The following is a 17,933-nucleotide window of genomic DNA, read 5'->3' as shown; positions in this document are numbered from 1 at the left end:
GGGGGAGGGAGGCGCTCAGGCGGACATGATCTGCGCGATGGCGGGATAGCCCATGTAGAGCGACATGATCAGCAGCAGGGCGGTCACGGGGACGATCATCTTCTCGGAGGTGATGTTCGCCCGTGCCCGCTCCTCGGCGAGCAGGGTGCCGCGCAGGCTGGACGCCTGCGCCTCCAGCGTGGTGTAGACGGACGCGCCTTCCTCGCCGGCGATGGCCATGATGTCGGCGGGTGCGCCGAGTTCGGGCACGCCGAGTTCCTCGCTGAGCTGGCGCAGCCCGTCCCACGGCGAGACGCCGCTCAGCTCGGCGCGGGTGAGGGTGTCCCGCAGCCGTACGAACACCCAGCCGTTGCCCAGCAGCGCGGCTTTGCGCAGCGCCTCGCTCGGTCCGGCGTCGGCTGCGCGCTCCAGGCACACCAGCTCCAGGTAGGAGGCGATGCCGAACCGGAACGCCCGCCGGGCCTCGCCCGCCTCCTCCTTCACGTTGAGATCGGGCACCATCCACATCACGGCCGCCAGCCCCAGGGACACCAGGGCCGGGACCGTGAACGGCAGCGAGCCGCCGGCCAGGGCGATGACGGCGGGTACCAGCGCCGGGAAGAGCAGGCCCAGCAGCGCGAAGCCGATCTTCTGGCCGATGTGCTGCGCCGGGGTGCGGCCCAGTAGGTCCAGGTCTCGGCGGGGCAGCCGGAACGGGCCGTCGCCGACCTGGCCGAGGAGCCGGCCGCCGATGCGCTCCAGCACGGAGTCGGCGGCTCGCACGGGCCGCGGGTCGAGGTGTTCCAGCCGGCGGGCGTCCATGCGGCGCAGCACGTCGCCCAGGTCGGGGCGGGCGCGGGTGGCCCCGGCGATGGTGACGGCAACTCCCAGGCCGGTGACGGCACCGGCGGCGATGGCGGGCGCGGTGGCGATCACAGGGCCTCCCCGTCCCGGTCGTCCGCCGGGGCGGCGAGGATGCGGGGGGCCGGCTTGGCCAGGGACATGCGGCGCATCCAGATCAGGACCCCGGCGAAGGCGGCGGCCAGGGCGAGGAGGTACAGGTGCCCGAACGGAGTGCTGTAGGGCTGGACGTACTTGCCGGACAGGACCGAGAGCCCGAAGACCCCCAGGCAGATCAGCGCGACCCAGCGGGCGTTGGCACGGGGCTTCTCGCGGTCGGCTTCGACGGTCTCGCGCATCCGCACTTCCTCGCCGACCTGGTCGGCGAGCTTCTCCAGCGCCCGGCCCAGGCCTGCCCCGCGGTCCTCGACGTGGCTCATCATCAGCAGCGCGACGGCGTCCGCGGTCGCATCGTCCATCTCGTGGCCGAAGGCGCGGTAGGCCTCCTGCGGGCGCCAGCCGGCTCCGAGGCGGGCCGTCAACCGCGAGATCTCCGGAAGGAGTTCCGGCGGGGTGCTGCGCAGGCTCGCGGTGACGGCCGCCTCCAGGGACGTGCCGGCCGTGTGAATGTTGCTGAGCCTGCGCACCCACTGTTCGAGGGCTTTGAGCCGCGTGATCTGCCGCGTACTGCCCCGTCCGGGCTGGAGGATCCACGGCATGCCCAGGGCTGCGGCGGTGGTCAGCAGCCCGCCCAGCATCCAGGAGGAGACCAGCCACACCACAAGTCCGGCGATCACGGAGGCGCCGAGCACCAGCCGGCCGCGCCCGCGCAGCCCGGCGGCGCCTGCCCGCAGACGCCGTTGCAGCGCCCCCTCGGGGCGTGGCACGGGCGGGGCGTTGGTGCCGGCCAGGCCCACGACGGCAAGGACGATTCCGAGCGTGGCGACCGACCCGCCGACCCCGGCGACCAGAGCTTCGGGTGTGAGCGTCACAGCGCGGTCACCGTCCTCAACTGGTGCTCCCAAGTGCCCCACGGTTGGTGCAGGAGCGTCGGGTCGAAGCCGGCGCGGACGAGGTCGCCGATGCACTGCGGGAGCATGTGCGGCACGGCCCTCGGTTCCCGGTGTCCGCCCGGGTCCTGGCGCGGGCCGAAGATCGTCTGGCGGGAGGGGATGCCGCGTTCGCCGACGCCGGTGATCTCGACGATCTGGGAGACGAAGCGGTGCCGGCTGCCGCCGATGGCTGTCTCGTCGACGAGGCGCACGTAGACGATGAAGTCCACGCTGAGGGCGATCTTGCGGTAGGCGGAGCGGTCGGTGAGCCCGGCGTCCTCCACCAGTTCGACGAGGCGCTCGATCACCATCTCCGCGCTCTTGGCGTGGATGGTCGCCATGCTCCCACCGTCGGAGGAGTTGAAGGCGCGCAGCATCGGGAGGGCCTCGGCGCCGCGGACCTCGCCGACCAGGACCCGGCGCAGGGACATGCGCAGGCTCTGTTCGAACAGTTCGCTGAGGGTGACCTCGCCGACCGGCCGGCCGTCGGGCCCCCGTTCGCCGTTGCCTTCGCGCGCTTCGAGGGCTACGACCTCGCAGGCCTCGGGGTCTTCGTGCAGCCACAGCTCGAAGGAGTCCTCCAGGGTGCCGATGCGTTCCGACCGGGGGATTTCCAGCGCCATGGCCCGCATGAGGCTCGTCTTGCCGGCACCCTGGCTGCCCGCGATGATCACGTTCTTGCGGGCGCGGACGGCGGCGGCCAGGAACGCCACCAGGGTGGAGTCGAGCGTGCCCCAGGCCTTGAGATCGGCCAGCCGCTGCGAGCGGGTGCGATGGCGGCGGATCACGACGTGGGGCCGGTCGCTGACCCAGGCGGTCGCCGCGAGGCGGGAACCGTCAGCGAGGCGTGAGTTGATGAGGGGCGTCGCCGGGGTGAGGCTGCGCTCGCCCTGGCCCTGCGTGCGCACGACGCCGTTGACCAGGGCGATGAGTTCCGCCTCGGACTCGGCGACGGGCCCCACTTCGACGGAGGGCCGGTCACGGTAGTCGACCCGGACACCGGTGCCGCGGATCAGGATGTTCTCGATGTCCGGGTCGTCCAGCAGGGGCTGGAGGCGGCCGGCTTGGAACAGTTCCTGCAGGACCGCCTTGCGAACCGCCTGCTCGCCCTCCTGGGTGAGCGCGCCCGCCGTAGCGGCGTAGTCGGTGGCCCACACGCTCACGACGCTGGTCACCAGGGACTGGCCGAGCTGGAGGCGGTCGTCGCGGGACATGCCGGGAGACTCGGCGGTGGCGGCGGCCAGCCGCTCGGCGACCAGCGAGCGCAGCTTCGCGATCTCCGCATGCGGGACCGGCGGGGCGACGGGCCCGTCGACGACGACGGGGCCGGTGCGCACGGCGGGAACGGAAGGGGCCGGTGCGGGGACGTGCTGAGGAGGTTGCGGGCCGGCGATGCGCCAGCCCTGGCCCTCGTGCCCGGCCAGCAGCGCGTCGCGAAAGCGCGCGGCCCGGGAGCCGGCCTCGTCGGCGGGGACGGACGGGGTGATGACGTCAGACACGCGCGGCCTCCTGCACGGGGCGCGGCGCCAGCTGGACCCTGCGCCGGGTGGCATTCAGGGTGAGCTGCTCGTGCGCGCTGCGGGCACCGCGGATCAGCGGCGCGAGGTCGAAGCGGCCGCGCACGCTGCCCCCGGAGCCGAGCGCCGCGGCCGTCGCGGGATCGTGCGCCATGGTGGCGACCACCGGCACGCCCAGTGCGGCGGCGATCTGGCCCGCTTTCAGCGGGCCGTCCTCGATCACCACGAGCCGCAGCGAGCCGGAGCCGGTGCCGTGCCGGTCGAGGTCCTCGCGCAGCACCCGGATCACGGGGGCGGCCGCCGCCACCGACGGGGTGTCGGCGCGGACGGCGAGCAGCAGCAGGTCAGCGCGGCGCAGCAGCGGCGCGGGGGAGTAGGTGTCGCTGAGGCTGGTCGCCGACTCGACCACGACGCGGCCGGCGTCCACCACGATGTCGTAGCCGTCCTCCTCCATCACCCGCAGGAGGCGGTGCAGCGGGTCCCAGGTGCCGGCCAGGGACGGGGTCTGGGTCGGGTCGGTCAGCCCGGGCAGCAGCAGCCGGTGCCCGGCCTGGTCGAGGGGCACGAGGTGCTGCTCGAAGACCTCGGCGAGGGTGCCGTCGCGCTGAGCGGTGGCCAGGCGGTGCAGGCCGATCGCCGCGGTCGTGCGGCCTTGGAGGTAGCCGGTGCGGATCGTGCCGCCGGACGGGTCGCACTCGGCGAGCACGGTGGGTTTGGGGCTGGCGAGCGTCAGCGCCAGCGCGGTGGTGGTGACCCCGCAGCTCTTCGCGGAGACCAGCGCGGTGAGCATCACGGCCTCGCTTTCAGCACGATGGCGATGCGCCCCGTCGCCGCCCAGGACGCGACGACGGGACTGTCCACCGGCCCGACGGCCAGGTCGACGACGCGGGCGCCGTTGGCGTCGGCCTCGCCGACCTGGAGGACGACCGCACCGATCGTGGAAGGCCGCGCGGCCGGCGCCGCCTTGTCGTCCTGGGGACCGGGGGTGGACACCACCTGGACCTCGTCGCCCGGCTGCAGAGCCTGCGCGGGCAGCTGGCCGGTCTTGGCGAGGACGCCGACGGTGTCCTTGCCCGCCCGCAGCGGCTGACCGGCGCGCACGGAGTCGTCCGTGACGAGCGTGCCGGCCGGCAGGTCGGAGGCCGCCGCCTTGCCGAGGATGTCGTGGGCGCGGGAAAGGGGCACCGGGCGCAGCGCGGGATCCGCGATCACGGAGGCCGTTTTCAGGTCGTCAGACGAGATGATCTTGCCCGCCGGGATCGGGTGGGCCACGGCGATCACCTGGACCCGGTCGGCCGCCTTGATGTTGTAGTAGGCGGCGGCGAGGCCGCCGACGGCGGTCAGCGCCACGCCCAGCGCGATGACCGCGGGCCGCCGGCTCCGGCGCGGACCTGGGTCTGCCACGGGCAGCGGCCCGGACTGCCCGCCCTTCGCCCCGTCACCGGCCGGCGCACGCCGCTGCCTGGTCAAAGTGGGTGCCATCACAAAACCTCAGGAGTAGGGGAGCAAGCGGCCCTTGCGGCCGCGCTCACTGGTTCAGGGCCTGGGCCTCGGCGATCGCCACCGAGGTCGCCGCCTGGCGGTCCGTGGTGATGCGGCCGCTCTGCCCAGTGCTCGCCGTCCAGTCCACGACCCACTTGCTCGTCGCGTTGATCGCGTACTGGCCGGCCTTGCTGTAGGTGTGGCCGCATTCCGGCTGCTGGGCGCCGTACTCGGGCAGGTAGGCCTTGCCGGGGGTGCGGCACGTCTCACTCGCGCCGTCACCGGTGGTCCAGATGATCCGGTCCACGTGCGCGGTCGCGGTCACGGTGACGCCGCCGGCCGACACCGAGGCCGACTTCGGGCCCCAGGTGGTGTCCTTGACGGCCGTCCACAGCCACACCGGCAGGCCCACCAACGACGTCGACCCCGGCTTCGGGGCGATCCCGATCTCCGCACCGGTCAGCTTCATGCTGTCCACCGCCTGCTGGGCGAGCTGGGCCGGGTCGACCATGCCGCCCATCCCCGGAGGCGGAGTGGCGCTGTACATGGCGCCGCTCATCAGCTCGGCGCCCTTCGCCAGGCACGTGCGGTTGTACAGCGCGCCCTGTCCGGGCTTCCAGTCAGCGGGGATGCCAGCCGCAATCTTCCATCGCTCGCTGTCCGCCGGAGGCTGCGGGTCGAGGACCTGCCAGTAGCAGCTGTCGTTCGGGTTGTACCAGCCGAGCTTGGCCACGAAGCAGGCGACCTCGGCCCCGTCGATCGTGCACCTCGCCCCGCCGCCGGTGCTTCCGCCTCCGCTGCCGCCGTCGCCCGCGGGCTTGCCCGCTCCGCCACCCCCCTTGGCGCCGCCGCCGGTGGCGTGAAGGTCGCAGTTGAAGACTCCCGGAGGGCAGTCGGTGCTGCCGTCATCGGCCCATGCAAGCGGGGAGAGCCCGAGGGCGCCGGCGACAGTGAAGACTGCCACCACAGACGCTGCGCCCAGGCCTCTCAGCATGTCTGCTGCCTGTCGATCGACCAGTCGCCGATCAGCCACTTGCCGTCCACACGCTGCGCGACCGCGCTGGTGACGTGCCGAAACTTGCCATCGGTCTCCGAGGGCTTGCCCGTCGTCTTGTCGACCGGCAGGAAGTTGGTGGTGTCCACGCAGTCTCGGATCGTCACCCGCGCTGGCGTGGACGTCAGGTCCACGGCCTGGGCCTCAGGGGAAAGCTTGGGCTCGCCCTTCACGATGAAATTGTTCTTCTCGTAATAGTTGACCGCGATCTTGATGTTCGCCAGAGCCTTATCGCGGCTGTAGGTCTCCAGGTCGTCGACCCCGGTGAGAGAGCCGGCCGTGTAGGCCTTAACGATCGTCCCCCACATCCCGCGGTAGGCCACCAGCGCTGCGGCCTTCGCGTCGGCCGTCGGGTCCGCCGTGGGCGAGGGTGTGGAGGAGGTTGTCGCTGGGGCGGAGTTCGCGGTGGGCGGCGGAGCCGCGCTGTCCGAGCCGGAGCTGCAGGCGGCCAGCAGGCCGGCCGTGCACAGGGCTGCGGTGGCGGCTGAAAACGTCCGGCTGATCGAACGGTTCGTCACGAGCACGTCATCCCCCAAGTTGTCCTGGCCGCAGGTGCGCGCGATCGGCGCGTCTTCCATGCCGGGTGTAACTGGCCGCAGCCCCCCGCGGTCACATGCCTGAACTGGTGCGACAGCGTCGGTGGAGCGAGTGGCCGCAGCGCGCACGCCATGATCAATCCCCATCGTGCGCGTGCGTCGCAGCGGCCACACTACGAGAAATTCGGCCAATTTCCCACCACTGCGTGAGGATTCGCCTACACAGCGCGTTCAAAACGGAATAAAGCGGGCGCAGTTCGGACCCGCCGCCCGGCCGCCGCAGGACGAGGCAGCAGCCCGTCCAGTGAGCAGGGTGGGCGGCGCGGATGTCGTCATGCGGCTGCGACGGCTGCGGCGGCCGCGCCGGGGCGTAGCCAGGCGTCGACGGGGGTGGCCGGGCCGAGCAGCGGGGTGAACACCGGGGCGAACGGGCCTTCCTGGCGCAGCTGGTCGAGGGTGGTGGCACCGGCGCGCAGTGTTCCGGCGGCGGTGAGCGGGTCGGCGGCGGCGAGGCTGCGCAGGTCGGCGATGCGGCGTTGCAGGCGCGGCTCGGGGGCGCCGGTGAAGACGAGCAGCAGGCGGGGGAAGGCGGGGTAGCGGGCACGCCAGGCCGGTGCGGTACCGGGCTTGGCGGTGCGGACGCCGCCCCGGCCGCCAGCGGCGGGGATGTACTTCTGGTAGCTGGCGTAGGCGTGGAGCTTGTGGGCGAGGCGGGCGACGGACATGGTGGCGCGGTCGACCTCGACGAAGAACGTCAGCAGGGTGCGCGTGCGGGCGTCCTGGTCGGTGTGGACGTAGTTGAGGACGGCGTCGGGGATGAGGGAGAGGTCTTCGCCGGGGCGGGTGTCGTCGCGGTAGTAGTGGGCGGTCTCCGGGGACCAGTCCAGGGGGCCGCAGTCGTGGCCCAGTGCCCGGGCCCAGTGGACAAAGGCGATGCCGGTGTCGACGGTGGCCAGGGTGTGTTCCTGCAGTGGGCCGGCGGCGGCCTCCGGGCTCATCCGGTAGGGGCGCTCGGCGAGCAGGCCTGCGGCTTCCACGGCTTCGGCGCCTTTGGGTGTGAGCCACCACAACAGGTTGGCCTGCCCCTGAGCGCGGCGTCCGACCGCGTCGGCGAGGCCTTGCGCGCGCAGGCGGTGGAGCTGGCGGCGCAGGTACTCGGCCCTGGTGTGGTGCGGGGTCAGGAGGCGGTGCAGCTGGTCGGTGGAGACCAGGCGGTGCTGGTAGAGGACGGTCATGGCCTGCCGGCCGATCGGGCCGACGCCGTGAGGGATGGTGACGGGGTAGGGCATGGGTGGTGCTCCGGTTCAGTCCAGGGTGGTGGTGGGGTCGGTGTTGTCGGCGGGGGCGGAGGGCAGGCCGAGGTGGTGGGAGAGGACGGCGCCGTCGAGGTCCTCGAGGGCGGCGAGGATGTCGGCGACGGTGCGCCGGCTCAGGTTGGCGTCGATCGCCCGGTCGAGGTCGGGGACGCCGCCGGGGTTGTCGTAGTGGGCGTAGATCTCCTCGACGGGCAGGCCGCGCACCCTAAACGGGGTGGTGCGCCGGCCGTCCAGGTTCAGGGACATGACGTAGTGGTATTTCGGCAGGTCGGTGATGGTCTCGGGGGTGACGTGGCCATTCCAGCGGCGCGCGACGAACGCGGCCTCGTCGAAGTCGGCCGCGCAGGTGGCCAGCAAGGACTGGTTCTGCAGCAGCGCCTGCCGGGTGGTCGCGGACAGACGCAACGCCATCTGCGTCATGCCGGTGAAGCGGACCTCGTACTTGCGCAGCTGCTCGGCGATGGCGGCGAGGAATCCCTTGCTGGAGGCGTCCAGGGCGGTGAGCTCGTCGCCCCAGGCCCAGAAGGTGGCGCGCTTGTCGCGCGGGGTGTCCTGGCGGGAAAGGCCGGCGCGGTGCAGGTCGTGGATGAGCAGGCACGAGACGAGAGCGTCGGACTCCGAGCCGGACGGGCAGACGAACACGATCCGGTTCTCGTCCATGGCCCGGCGCACGTCGTACGCGGAGCGGGGCGAGCCGAAGAACGCCTGCAACGACCTGGAGGTGTCGAGGCGGTCGATGGCGTAAGTGACGGTCGGCACCGCGTCCCGGGCCAGGGACGGGAAGGTCTTCTCCCAGTAGGCCCGCACCCGGGCGGGGAGCTTCGGCAGCAGCAGGGCGCGCCAGTCCCCGTCGGTCAGCCAGGTCCGCAGCTGGAAGAGCGTGCACTGGGCGTCCGGATTCCCCGCCTCGACGGCCTGCAGGTTGAGCAGGGCCAGGGACTGGGCGGCGCGTGCCAGGATCGTGCGGGCCCGGGGCGCGTGGTCGCCCCAGTCCTGGGCGGCGGCGATGCCCTCGACGACCGAGCGCACGACCTCCTGGACGTCGCCGAGGGAACGGCCCTCCATCGACAGCGGGTTCCAGGACACGACCCTCTGGTCCGGCTCGGAGCGCGCCAGATTGATCTCCCACACCCGCGCCGCGACATCGGCGTGCGCCAGGTAGGGCTTGGCCCGCACCCACGCCTCGCCGTGCGGGTCGAGGAACCACGTGCCGAACCCGGCGTGGGCGAGCGCGATGCACTGCACCAGCGCCGACTCCGTCTTGCCGTGCCCGGACTTGCCGAGCACCAGCGCGAACAGCAGATCCTTCACCCGGGCCGCGCCGATGCGCTCCACCCCGTCCGGATAGACCACCGCGCCCAGCGGCACCAGGTCGCGCTGCCCGCTGTAGACGGGCAAGTCCGCCGGCGCCGGCGGCACCAGGCCCCCGGACCGCACGACACCGGGCGCCTGGCAGCGCGCGCTCGGCGGCTTGAGGAACCCGGCCAGCTCCGGCACCGTCACCCACTGGCGCCGGGCCGGAGCAAACTCCCCACTGGCGAAGCGCCGGTCGAACGCCGCCCGCGCACGCCGGGTGCGCGGCACCCGCGCTTTCAGGTAATTCTCGCCACCGGTGACCGCGAACGCGGCGAGCAGCTGGTGCATTCGCGCGAGCGCCGCCTGCGGGTGCGCCGCCCGGGTACGCAGCAGCAGCTGGAGGGCGAACACCCCGGTGCCGGGGGTGAACTTCCCGACCCCATCGCGCACGTCCGTCATCCGCGGCAGCCGCTGCCCGGCGCTGCTGCGCCCCGAGCCGCCGCCGGACCAGGCGGCCGAGAACGACTCCGCCAGCCCCGCCCCCCACACCCCGCCGGCCAGCCGCTCCCCGTACGCCGACGGCCCCTGGCGCCTCGAGCGCGCCACCAGGCGACGCCGCCGCCTGGCCAGGCTCCGCTCGGAGACCGGAACCAGGTCGATCACCACGCCGGCCTGCTCGCCCGCCTCGGTGCGCACCGAGGCCATGGCGGCGGCGACCTGCTGTAGCGGGTCCGGGGCCAGGCCCAGCGCCGCCAGCGGGCGCTGGTCGGCGAACGCCAGGACCAGCTCGGCCCGCTGCACATACAGGCGCCGGGCCGGCCCGGCGGAAGGGGCCGGGGAAGTGGCGGGCTTGGCGAGGCTGACCGCGGGCGCGCTCACCGCGTGTCCCCGGGCGCGGCGAAGCGGACCGGGGCGATCGCGCTGCGGCCCCCGGCGGCCCGGACCTCGACCCCGGCGAAGCCGGGCATCGCCAGGACGGCCGCCGCCTCGACGGGCCCCTCGAGGAAACAGTGCATCCGCCCGGCCTCGGCGCTGTAGCGCACCCGCACGGCCGAGCCGCGGGCGGGCACACCGCCGGCGGCGTAGCGGACCCGGGCCAGATGGCGGCCGAAGCGGGCGACCTCCCCCTCGCTCGGGTCGAACGCAGTGGTGGGGACGACCTCGACCACCGCCCGCCGGGTCAGCGCCGCACGGCCACGCCGCAGCCGGCGCCGGGCCGCCCACCCCCACCCTGCGCCGCCGGCGGCCGTGGCCGTTGCCAGGTACGGACAGGCCTGGGCGCCCCATTCGAGGGCATCGGCGACGGTCACGACGTCACCCCCAGGCCAGACAAGTGGTGAACGGGACGGCGGTGCACGGCAACCTCCTGGTCGGCAGCGGACATCACGCCCTGACCAAGTCCTCCGGGCCGCCCCGTTCAGACACCGCCCGCCAAGGTTTTGCCGTCCCGTTATAAAAGCTGTGGGTTCCGATCAGACTTGTCACCCGGCACCGTCCCGTGACCTGCGGCGATGGGCGAGTGCCCGGACGAGTTGTCAGCGGGTTCGTCCGGTCGATTTGTCAGATTCCTCGGGAATCGGGCCCCGCTGCGGCGTTTGCGAGCGGCGCGCAGCTGCACCCAGAACTCGTACCCACTGCCGAGCACACCCGTCCGACCGACGCCGCCACGGCGTAGCCCCGCGTGCCGGCAGAGGTCACCCGCATCAGTGTGGAGGATGGCGGCTGCGACCCGGACCCCCGAGCGGGCCGCAGTCGCCGCTGGCCGGTCAGCTCGCGGCGGCGCTGCGATCTGCCACTCGCCCGGGTGAACCCTGCCTTAGCCGGGCCGTCCGTCGCGTCCGGTCGGACGCCGGTGCCCTACGGTGCTGGCCATGGCCCGACGCATCGGCAGAGGCGGCCGCAAGGGGCAGACCCACACCGCCACCCCCGACCTCCGTTCATACGACACCCCGCCCGCCTCGCCGGTCACCGTGACCCGCGCGGACGGGACGACCGAGGTCGTGCCCGCGCAGCAGCCCCGCGCGACCCAGCGCCAGGGGACCCGGCGCGGCCCGCTGGTCTGCGCGGTGTGCGGCTACCCCGACACGGAGTCGCCCACCGTGTTCAGCAACGCACGTGGCACCCGGGGCAAGCCCGTCCACAAGGCGTGCGACCCGAGCGCGACCAGCACGCGGCCGCAGCAGGCTCCCCGGCCGCGCAGCCGGGCCTCGCTGCCGCCACCGGCGGTGCGCGCCCTGGCCGCAGCCGGGGCGGATGCCGACATCGACGGACTCGTCGTCCCCTGCTCCAGGTGCGGGGCTCTGTCGGAGGAGGCGTGCACCGTGCGCTACAGCGACGGCTCGACCGGGCCGGTCAAGACTCCGCACCCGGAGCGCGCGGCCGCCGCCCGCCGGGCCGCCCTGCCCCGGTAGGCCAGATCGGGCGGGCGGGCCCGGACGGTCGGCTGAGTGACTACTATCTGCTTATGGTCGATCACGAGACGGCGTTTCAGTCCCTGGACGGCACCGCGCTGTTCGGCACGGTCTGCTCAGCGGAGACGCTGGCCGGGGTGGCAGTGCTTGTGCACGGGTCGGGGGTGACCCGGGAGGAGGGCGGCTTCTTCACGCGTCTGGCCGCCGCCCTGGCCGCCTCGGGGGTGACCAGTCTGCGGTTCGACCTGCGGGCGCACGGGGCCAGCGGCGGGCGGGAGTCGGAGCTGACGATCGCCTCGGTGACCAACGACATCCGCGCGGCCGGCGACCACCTGCGCGCGCGGACCGGACGGCAGGGCCCGGTGCACGTGATCGCCGCCTCGTTCTCCGGCGGTGCCGCCGCCCTGCACGCTGCGCACCGGCCGCACGACGTCGACAAGCTGGTGCTGCTCAACCCGCGCTTGGACTACAAGGAGCGGTACGTCACCTCCCGGCCGGGCTGGTCGGACGACTACCTGTCCGGGGACATGGCGGTGCGGCTGGATGAGCAGGGCTTCACGGAGAAGTCGCCGTTCGAGCTGAACCGGGCCCTGCTGAACGAGGTGTTCTACCTGGACACCCCGGCGATCCTGGCCGGGGTACGGGCGCCGGTGCTGATGGTGCACGGCACCGCGGACACCTTCGTCCCCGTCGAGTCCTCCCGCCGGCACCGGCCCATGTTCGGCGGGCCGGTGGAGCTGGTGGAACTGGACGGCGCCCAGCACGGCTTCGCCGTCCATGACGACCCGCAGTACCTGCATCCTCAGTCGCAGGCGTGGCAGGCCGAGGTCATCGCGAAGGTGGGAACGTTCCTCGCCGGTTAGGCGGGCGTCAGCTCGTCCAGCCGTTGCCGGAACTCGCGTACTGCCGGGCGCCGGGCGTACGGGGCGAGGTCGGCGGCGGTGCGGTGGAGTTCGGCGAGGGCCTGCCCGAAGCGGGCGCCCGCGGCCAGAGTGAGGGCTTCGCGCGCGGCGCTGGCGGCCTCGTCCGGTTCGCCGGCGGCGACCAGGGCGCCGGAGTACTGGGCGGTGAAGAACGCGCGGTCGCGGGGCGCGAACACCCTGGTGGTGAGGTGCTCGCGGAAGAGGCTGACGGCGCGTTCGCTCTGGCCGGCCTCGCGGTAGCAGATCGCGCTCTGCACCATCAGCCGCTCGCGGGTGTAGCCGTCGCCGAGCGGGCCGGTGCACGTGGCGGGACCGCTCGCGGGGGCAGCCTGGTCGAGGGCGGCGTGCGCGCTGTCGAGGACGCGGGTCACCTGGTCGGCGCCGGCGCCGGTGAGGGCGAGCGCCCGGGCCTCCTGCTGGAGCGCTTCGGCGCGGGGCCGCGGGGGCAGGGTCCAGGGCCCGGTGGTGGCGGCGCGGGCGAGATCGAGCATTTGGGCCGCATCGGTGCGGTCGGTAGCCTGGGCCTGGCGGAGCAGGACGTAGGCGTGCATCGCACCGTCGCCGGTCAGCGTTGCCCATTCCTTGGCCTGGCGGTGCCAGTACGCGACGGCCGGGGCGGGTGCGCCGGCGTCACGGTGGAGCCAGGCGGCCAGTTCGGCGCCCCGGGCGCCGAGGGCCAGCAGCTCGCGCCGCAGGTCCTCACCGGCGGTGCGGGCGGTGGAGTTGATCGCGGCCAGGATGCCCAGCACGGTGGGCAGCGCCTCGTGCGGGCCGGCCAGCCCATCCGCGCGGGCGGCGTCGTCCAGTTTGGTCCGCAGGTGGTCGAGGAGTTCGCCGTCGCCGTGGTGGCGGGCGCCGTGGGCGGCGGCGGTGAGGTGGTCCAGGGCCTGGAGGTCGAGCATCGGCACTGCACCCGCCAGGCCCAGGAACGTCCGTCGGCGCACGTCGCGCTCCTCCATCTGTCGTCCGCTCCCGCCGGGGCGCCGTCCGGTGGGCCGGGCGGTTCGGCGGAAGCCGAGGTCTTCGAGCGGGCAGCCGAACATCGCATCCAGGACGCGCCTCGCGTCGCGGTTGGGCCAAGTCGACTCGCCTGACTCCCACCGTCTCACCTGCCGCACGGAGATCCTGGCCCGCTCACCGATCTCACGGGCCGTCTCGTCGTACGCGTCGGCGAAGTCTTCCTGGGTGTGCCAGCCATGCTCGACGCGGGCCGCGACGAGGCGCCAGTTGGCGACGTGTTCGGGCATGGGCACCCCCGGAATCCAGGACCACCACGGTAGCCATCATGGCGACCGTGAGCGAGGCAGCGGTACCTACCCGTCACGGTGTCCGGTGAAGCGTCCGGTGATCCGGCCTCGACCCCGGCGGCGCGCGGCGGTGAACTGTGAGCACCGGACCGGCCCTCCGGCCGAGTCCCCAACGCCCCTTCACGCAAGGAGGACTGCGCCATGACGAAGACCACCACCCCGGCGAAGACCGCGGTCACGCTCGACCCGAAGAAGGTCGCCGCGCTCCAGGCCAAGGTCAGCCGGTTCGTCGGCACCGGCGCGCTGGCCGCCGCCCCGCACTCCTACCACCACTGAGGTACTCCGGGAGGGCGGGGCGGCTGGGGCCGTCCCGCCCTCCCGGGCTCTCCACACCCCCGGTCCCGCATATCAAGGAGGCACCCCGTGGACACCCGCCTGGAGCTGACGTTCCTGGGCCACCAGACCTGGCTGGTCCAGGGCGGCGGCCACCGCGTCCTGATCGACCCCGTCCTCAAGCCCGCGTTCGGCCTGCCCGGCCGGGCCGAGTGCCGGGTGTGGCCCCCGCGCACCGTCGACACCGGCCTCATGCCGCGCCCGGACGCCGTCGTGCTCACCCACGAGCACCTCGACCACTTCCACCTGCCCTCGCTCGACCTGCTGGACCGGCAGGTGCCCGTCTACAGCGGGCCGCTGCTGCCCGCCCCGGCCGAAGAGGCGATCACGGCGCTGGGGTTCACCGTGCACCGGATCGACCACACCACCCCGATCGAGCTGGGCGAGCTGCGCGTCACCCTCTACCCGGCCGGCGCCCGGACCCTGTTCTGGGAGGACCGCGTCGTCCAGCCCTGCCTGCGCGTCGGCGACGGGCCGGCGGTGTTCGTCGCGGTGGACGCTGACCCCTCCGACCTGTACCTGCAGCAGGTCGCCGAGGGCGCCCAGCCCGTGCCCCGCGTCGCGGTGGTCTCCAACAACTCCCAGATCGTGCCGCCGGGCATGCCCGCCTCCTCGGTCAACCTGCTGCCCGGTGTGGACGGCACCCGGCACAAGACCGGCCTGAGCGTGCTCAACCAGCTGCTGCTGGACGTCCTCGCCCCGCTCGACGGCGTCGCGGACGTGGCGCTGTGCGGCAACGGCTTCCTGCCCCCGGGCAGCCCGCACGGCCCGTTCCTGTACTCCGACCACCCGAAGATGGCCGCGGCCGCCAACGGCCTGCAACACCTCTTCACTGTCCACGGCCCGCGCCCGGGCGAGCGGCTGACCGTCCCGGCCTCACCCGCACAGAAGGTGACGGCCGACCGGGTCGGCTGGGTACGGATCGACGACGACTTCGAGTACGAGGCCCTGGTCGCGCACGCGGTGTTCCTCGCCGACCCCGGCACGGTCCAGCTGTCCCCGCTCGCCGACGAACCCGCCGACCAGGACCAGGCCCTCGCCGTCGTGACGGCGGAGCTGCCGCGGCTGGGCCGCGAGCTGCTGGCCACCGGCACCGGGATGCTGGCGTGCAGCATCCACGAGTACCTCTCCGGCCCGCTCGGAGCGCACCGCGCGGTGCTGCGGCTCAAGGACGGCCCCGGCGGCCACCTCCTGCAGCTCGCCTGGGACGTCACCACCGCCGACTTCGTCCAGGTCGAGGCGACCCGCCGTGAGGAGGCGATGGCCGCCTACCCGTTCGGCGCCGAGATGTTCTTCCAGGACTACCTCGCCCTGATCACGGGCCGCTTGCAGGTGTGGGACGTGGCCGGCGGCGCGATGGAGTGCTGGCACATCGGCCGCCCGCTGGACAGCCTCGTCTACGCCTTCTTCGGCATCTACGGCGAGCACCAGCGCCCCGACCTCGCCGCCCTGTCCTACGCCACCATGGCCGCCGGCATCACCGCCCCGGCGGTCCCCCGGTGACGACGGCCCCGGCCACCGCCGCCGAGGCGCTGACGGGCCTGGCCCGCATCCGCCCGGCCGGGTGGCTGGCCACCCCGATGCCCACCGACCCCGCCGACCTGCTCGTGCGCGCCCGCCGGGCACTCGCCGCCGACCACCCGGGCGTGAACGGCAGGGTCAGCGTGCTCAGCGCCCGCTACACCGCCGCGGTGTTCGCGGTGCACCGGCCGCCGCCGCAGGGCTCGCTGGTCCTCAAACTCCACGCCGATCCGGCCGCCTACGCCGGGGAGACGCTGGCGTACGCGCTGCTGGCCGACACCGCCCCCGTCGCCCGGCTGTACGCGGAGGGCGAGGAGTCGCTGTCGCTGCTGCTGGAGTACCTGCCGCAGGCGGCCGACTGGAGCGGACCGCGGATGCCCGCGGTGCTGGCCGAGCGCGTCGCCGCCGTCCACACCGCTTCGCTGCGGCTGCCCGACGAGGCCGCCGAGGCACTGACCGCCTTCACCCTCGCCGCCCTGTGGAGCGCCCCGGCCCCGGCCTGGATGGCGGACCCGGGCGCGTACGGCGAGGTGCTGGCCGCGCACCTGGAGGCCTACGGCCCGAACCTGGTGCCGCTGGGCCACCTCGACCTCAAGCCCGAGCACCTGCGCCGACGCGCGGACGGCGAGGTGGTGCTGCTGGACGTGGAGAGCGTGCGCCCGGACGTCACCGGTTTGATCGACCTGGTCACCCTCCCTGCCGTCCTGCGCCAGGCCGGGCACGAGACCAGCCCGGACCAGGTGCTGGGCCTGTACCTCGACGCCACCGCCGCCCACGGCGCCCGCTGGACGGCCGGTTCGTTGAAGGCGGCCCTGCGCGCGTACGCGGCGGCCACCGGACTGGAGAGCCTGCACGGCCTGGACCGGTGAACGCCGAACGCCCGGTGCCCCGCTGATCCTTGGTGGTCAGCGGGGCACCGGGCGTTCGGCGCGTGTGCTGCTACGGGCCTTCGATGCCGACGACGGTGCCGAACGGGTCTTGGAGCTGGGCGATCCGCCGTCCCGGCTCGATGGTCAGCGGGCCGCGGTGGTGCTTACAGCCGGCCGCCAGCAGCCGCTCGCGCACCTGGTCGACGTCGTCCACTCCCCAGTACACGACCGGGCTGCCGCCCCTGGGGTTGCGCTCGTCGTCGGCGGGGTGGAAGCCGACCTCGACTCCGCCGATCTCCACCCAGGCGTAGACGGCCCCGGTGTCGCTGACATCGAGCTTCATGGGAACGTCCAGGAGCTCACCCCACCAGCGGGCCGCCGCCTCGGGGTCCACGGCGAAGGCCATCACGGTACGTACGCTGTTGAACACGAACCACCTCCAAGGGGATGCCATCGTACGCCGCAGGCTCCGGCGTACTTGTCACTCGGAACAGCCGCGGCCTGCGGCGATGCGCAGATGTCCGGATGAGTTGTCAGCGAGTTCGTCCGATCGATCTGTCAGATTCTTCGGGAACCGGCCCCCTATCGGCGGGGATGACAGGCCGTTCGGACGGCTGACCTGCGGTTTCCCGCTGGTGATGACAGGTCGACGACAGATCGACCGGAAACTGACAAGATCAACTGGAAACTGCAGGGGGTCAGCCGGCCACGACGCGCCGGGTCGCGAGGACCGGCCCCTGCTGGGCCAGCTCCGACACCTTGACGACGTCGCCGGTGCGTGGCGCCTGCACGATGAGGCCGGGGCCGATCACCATGGCCACGTGCTCGGGCCGCTGTGCGCTGCCGCGGCTGAAAACGAGGTCTCCCGCGCGAAGTGCTGCCGGGTCGGTGGAGACGGCGGTGCCTTCCGCGACCTGGGTGTAGGTGGTGCGGGTGAGCTGGATGCCGGCGACTCCGTAGGCACGCTGGATGAGTGAGGAGCAGTCGCAGTGCCCGGAGGGGTCGGGGCAGCGCGATCGAGCCGTCGTAGACTTCGACCAGGACCCGCCGCAGCCTCACGCTCACGTAGACGGCGACGGTGAGCATCGGCCGCTGGGTGTGCCGGACGGCGTTGGTCACCAGCTCGGAGGTGACCGTGTCCAGCGCGAGCCGGGTGTCCTCGTCCAGCAGGACGCCCCAGCTGACGATGCGGGTCCTCACCCTGCGGCGGGCGATGGGCACGGAGACCGGATCTCGGGTCAGGAAGAAGACATGGGAGTGCACGACCACGGTGAGGAACCCTTCGGCGCTGGCCTGGAAGGCAGCACCGGCCACCCGGGAATGGACGAGCGGGTGGGCGGTGCCGCCGATCGGGGGGACCGCAGCGGGCCCCGGTCCGGGGTTCCCGCTCGGCCTGACACTAAGGAGTCATCTCATTTGGAGAGTCTGCGGTAGCAGATGACGGCCACGGCGATGCTGGCGAAGGCTGCGAAGTGCTCGCCCTTGCGTTCGTAGCGG

Annotated in this window: 17 protein-coding genes and 1 pseudogene; 5 read left to right on the top strand and 13 right to left on the bottom strand. The window is 73.2% G+C overall.

All coding sequences use genetic code 11. The features are described from left to right. Window positions 1-15: 15 nt before the first annotated feature. From ACZ4WV_RS12525 to ACZ4WV_RS12480, 10 genes are all read right to left on the bottom strand, one after another. On the bottom strand, window positions 16-915 hold the full coding sequence (locus tag ACZ4WV_RS12525) for a type II secretion system F family protein (protein ID WP_465745638.1): 900 nt from the start codon (window positions 913-915) through the stop codon (window positions 16-18). Then, complete coding sequence (locus ACZ4WV_RS12520) at window positions 912-1,811, bottom strand: type II secretion system F family protein (protein WP_465745636.1); 900 nt, start codon at window positions 1,809-1,811, stop codon at window positions 912-914. Before ACZ4WV_RS12520 ends, ACZ4WV_RS12525 begins: the two co-directional genes overlap by 4 nt. After that, window positions 1,808-3,370, bottom strand: a complete 1,563-nt coding sequence (locus tag ACZ4WV_RS12515; RefSeq protein WP_465745634.1) for a CpaF family protein — start codon at window positions 3,368-3,370, stop codon at window positions 1,808-1,810. The genes ACZ4WV_RS12520 and ACZ4WV_RS12515 overlap by 4 nt, the downstream gene beginning before the upstream one ends. Beyond that, window positions 3,363-4,178 carry a hypothetical protein gene (locus tag ACZ4WV_RS12510; protein WP_465745934.1) on the bottom strand — a complete coding sequence of 272 codons (816 nt, stop codon included), beginning with the start codon at window positions 4,176-4,178 and terminating at the stop codon, window positions 3,363-3,365. The genes ACZ4WV_RS12515 and ACZ4WV_RS12510 overlap by 8 nt, the downstream gene beginning before the upstream one ends. Then, window positions 4,178-4,870, bottom strand: coding sequence for an SAF domain-containing protein (locus tag ACZ4WV_RS12505; RefSeq protein WP_465745633.1), 693 nt, complete (start codon window positions 4,868-4,870; stop codon window positions 4,178-4,180). Before ACZ4WV_RS12505 ends, ACZ4WV_RS12510 begins: the two co-directional genes overlap by 1 nt. 46 nt (window positions 4,871-4,916) lie before the next feature. Next, complete coding sequence (locus ACZ4WV_RS12500) at window positions 4,917-5,834, bottom strand: hypothetical protein (protein ID WP_465745631.1); 918 nt, start codon at window positions 5,832-5,834, stop codon at window positions 4,917-4,919. Window positions 5,835-5,857: 23 nt separating this feature from the next. After that, complete coding sequence (locus ACZ4WV_RS12495; RefSeq protein ID WP_465745629.1) at window positions 5,858-6,502, bottom strand: hypothetical protein; 645 nt, start codon at window positions 6,500-6,502, stop codon at window positions 5,858-5,860. A 290-nt stretch (window positions 6,503-6,792) separates the two neighbouring features. Further along, window positions 6,793-7,749 (bottom strand): replication-relaxation family protein, encoded by a 957-nt coding sequence (locus ACZ4WV_RS12490; protein ID WP_465745627.1) that lies wholly within the window; start codon window positions 7,747-7,749, stop codon window positions 6,793-6,795. A gap of 15 nt (window positions 7,750-7,764) precedes the next feature. Continuing rightward, entirely contained in the window at window positions 7,765-9,951 is a 2,187-nt protein-coding gene (locus ACZ4WV_RS12485; RefSeq protein ID WP_465745625.1) for a type IV secretory system conjugative DNA transfer family protein, read from the bottom strand. Continuing rightward, entirely contained in the window at window positions 9,948-10,382 is a 435-nt protein-coding gene (locus ACZ4WV_RS12480) for a hypothetical protein (RefSeq protein WP_465745623.1), read from the bottom strand. Before ACZ4WV_RS12480 ends, ACZ4WV_RS12485 begins: the two co-directional genes overlap by 4 nt. Window positions 10,383-10,943: 561 nt before the next feature. Between ACZ4WV_RS12480 and ACZ4WV_RS12475 the strand changes: the two genes are divergently transcribed. Both ACZ4WV_RS12475 and ACZ4WV_RS12470 read left to right on the top strand, forming a co-directional pair. Next, a complete protein-coding gene (locus ACZ4WV_RS12475; protein WP_465745621.1) occupies window positions 10,944-11,483 on the top strand; it encodes a hypothetical protein in 540 nt (179 codons plus the stop codon). A 53-nt stretch (window positions 11,484-11,536) separates the two neighbouring features. Beyond that, window positions 11,537-12,346: an alpha/beta hydrolase gene (locus ACZ4WV_RS12470; RefSeq protein WP_465745619.1), complete on the top strand. Its 810-nt coding sequence runs from the start codon at window positions 11,537-11,539 to the stop codon at window positions 12,344-12,346. Here ACZ4WV_RS12470 and ACZ4WV_RS12465 read toward each other — a convergent pair. Next, window positions 12,343-13,653, bottom strand: a complete 1,311-nt coding sequence (locus ACZ4WV_RS12465) for a helix-turn-helix domain-containing protein (protein ID WP_465745617.1) — start codon at window positions 13,651-13,653, stop codon at window positions 12,343-12,345. The genes ACZ4WV_RS12470 and ACZ4WV_RS12465 overlap by 4 nt on opposite strands. Before the next feature lie 201 nt (window positions 13,654-13,854). On the opposite strand from ACZ4WV_RS12465, the gene ACZ4WV_RS12460 reads away from it, so the two are divergent. The 3 genes from ACZ4WV_RS12460 (at window position 13,855) to ACZ4WV_RS12450 (ending at window position 16,436) form a co-directional block, all read left to right on the top strand. Then, entirely contained in the window at window positions 13,855-13,989 is a 135-nt protein-coding gene (locus ACZ4WV_RS12460) for a hypothetical protein (RefSeq protein WP_465745615.1), read from the top strand. A gap of 87 nt (window positions 13,990-14,076) precedes the next feature. Then, entirely contained in the window at window positions 14,077-15,549 is a 1,473-nt protein-coding gene (locus tag ACZ4WV_RS12455) for an MBL fold metallo-hydrolase (protein ID WP_465745613.1), read from the top strand. Beyond that, window positions 15,546-16,436, top strand: coding sequence for a hypothetical protein (locus ACZ4WV_RS12450; RefSeq protein ID WP_465745611.1), 891 nt, complete (start codon window positions 15,546-15,548; stop codon window positions 16,434-16,436). Before ACZ4WV_RS12455 ends, ACZ4WV_RS12450 begins: the two co-directional genes overlap by 4 nt. A 70-nt stretch (window positions 16,437-16,506) precedes the next feature. On the opposite strand, the gene ACZ4WV_RS12445 is transcribed toward ACZ4WV_RS12450, so the two are convergent. Beyond that, window positions 16,507-16,866: a VOC family protein gene (locus tag ACZ4WV_RS12445; RefSeq protein ID WP_465745609.1), complete on the bottom strand. Its 360-nt coding sequence runs from the start codon at window positions 16,864-16,866 to the stop codon at window positions 16,507-16,509. Between the two features lie 268 nt (window positions 16,867-17,134). Next, a pseudogene (locus ACZ4WV_RS12440) lies at window positions 17,135-17,440 on the bottom strand (C40 family peptidase); the annotation flags it as partial. Window positions 17,441-17,933: the final 493 nt, after the last annotated feature.

This window comes from Kitasatospora sp. NPDC029312 (assembly GCF_055569215.1).
The sequence above is the reverse complement of the archived record's forward strand: the minus strand, read 5'-3'. Positions and strand labels throughout refer to the sequence as shown.

Coding starts and splice junctions, on each gene's coding strand:
- ACZ4WV_RS12460 (WP_465745615.1), top strand. CDS start 13,855: ATGACGAAGACCACCACCCCGGCGAAGACCGCGGTCACGCTCGACCCG.
- ACZ4WV_RS12495 (WP_465745629.1), bottom strand. CDS start 6,502: ATGGAAGACGCGCCGATCGCGCGCACCTGCGGCCAGGACAACTTGGGG.
- ACZ4WV_RS12470 (WP_465745619.1), top strand. CDS start 11,537: ATGGTCGATCACGAGACGGCGTTTCAGTCCCTGGACGGCACCGCGCTG.
- ACZ4WV_RS12475 (WP_465745621.1), top strand. CDS start 10,944: ATGGCCCGACGCATCGGCAGAGGCGGCCGCAAGGGGCAGACCCACACC.
- ACZ4WV_RS12505 (WP_465745633.1), bottom strand. CDS start 4,870: ATGGCACCCACTTTGACCAGGCAGCGGCGTGCGCCGGCCGGTGACGGG.
- ACZ4WV_RS12510 (WP_465745934.1), bottom strand. CDS start 4,178: ATGCTCACCGCGCTGGTCTCCGCGAAGAGCTGCGGGGTCACCACCACC.
- ACZ4WV_RS12465 (WP_465745617.1), bottom strand. CDS start 13,653: ATGCCCGAACACGTCGCCAACTGGCGCCTCGTCGCGGCCCGCGTCGAG.
- ACZ4WV_RS12490 (WP_465745627.1), bottom strand. CDS start 7,749: ATGCCCTACCCCGTCACCATCCCTCACGGCGTCGGCCCGATCGGCCGG.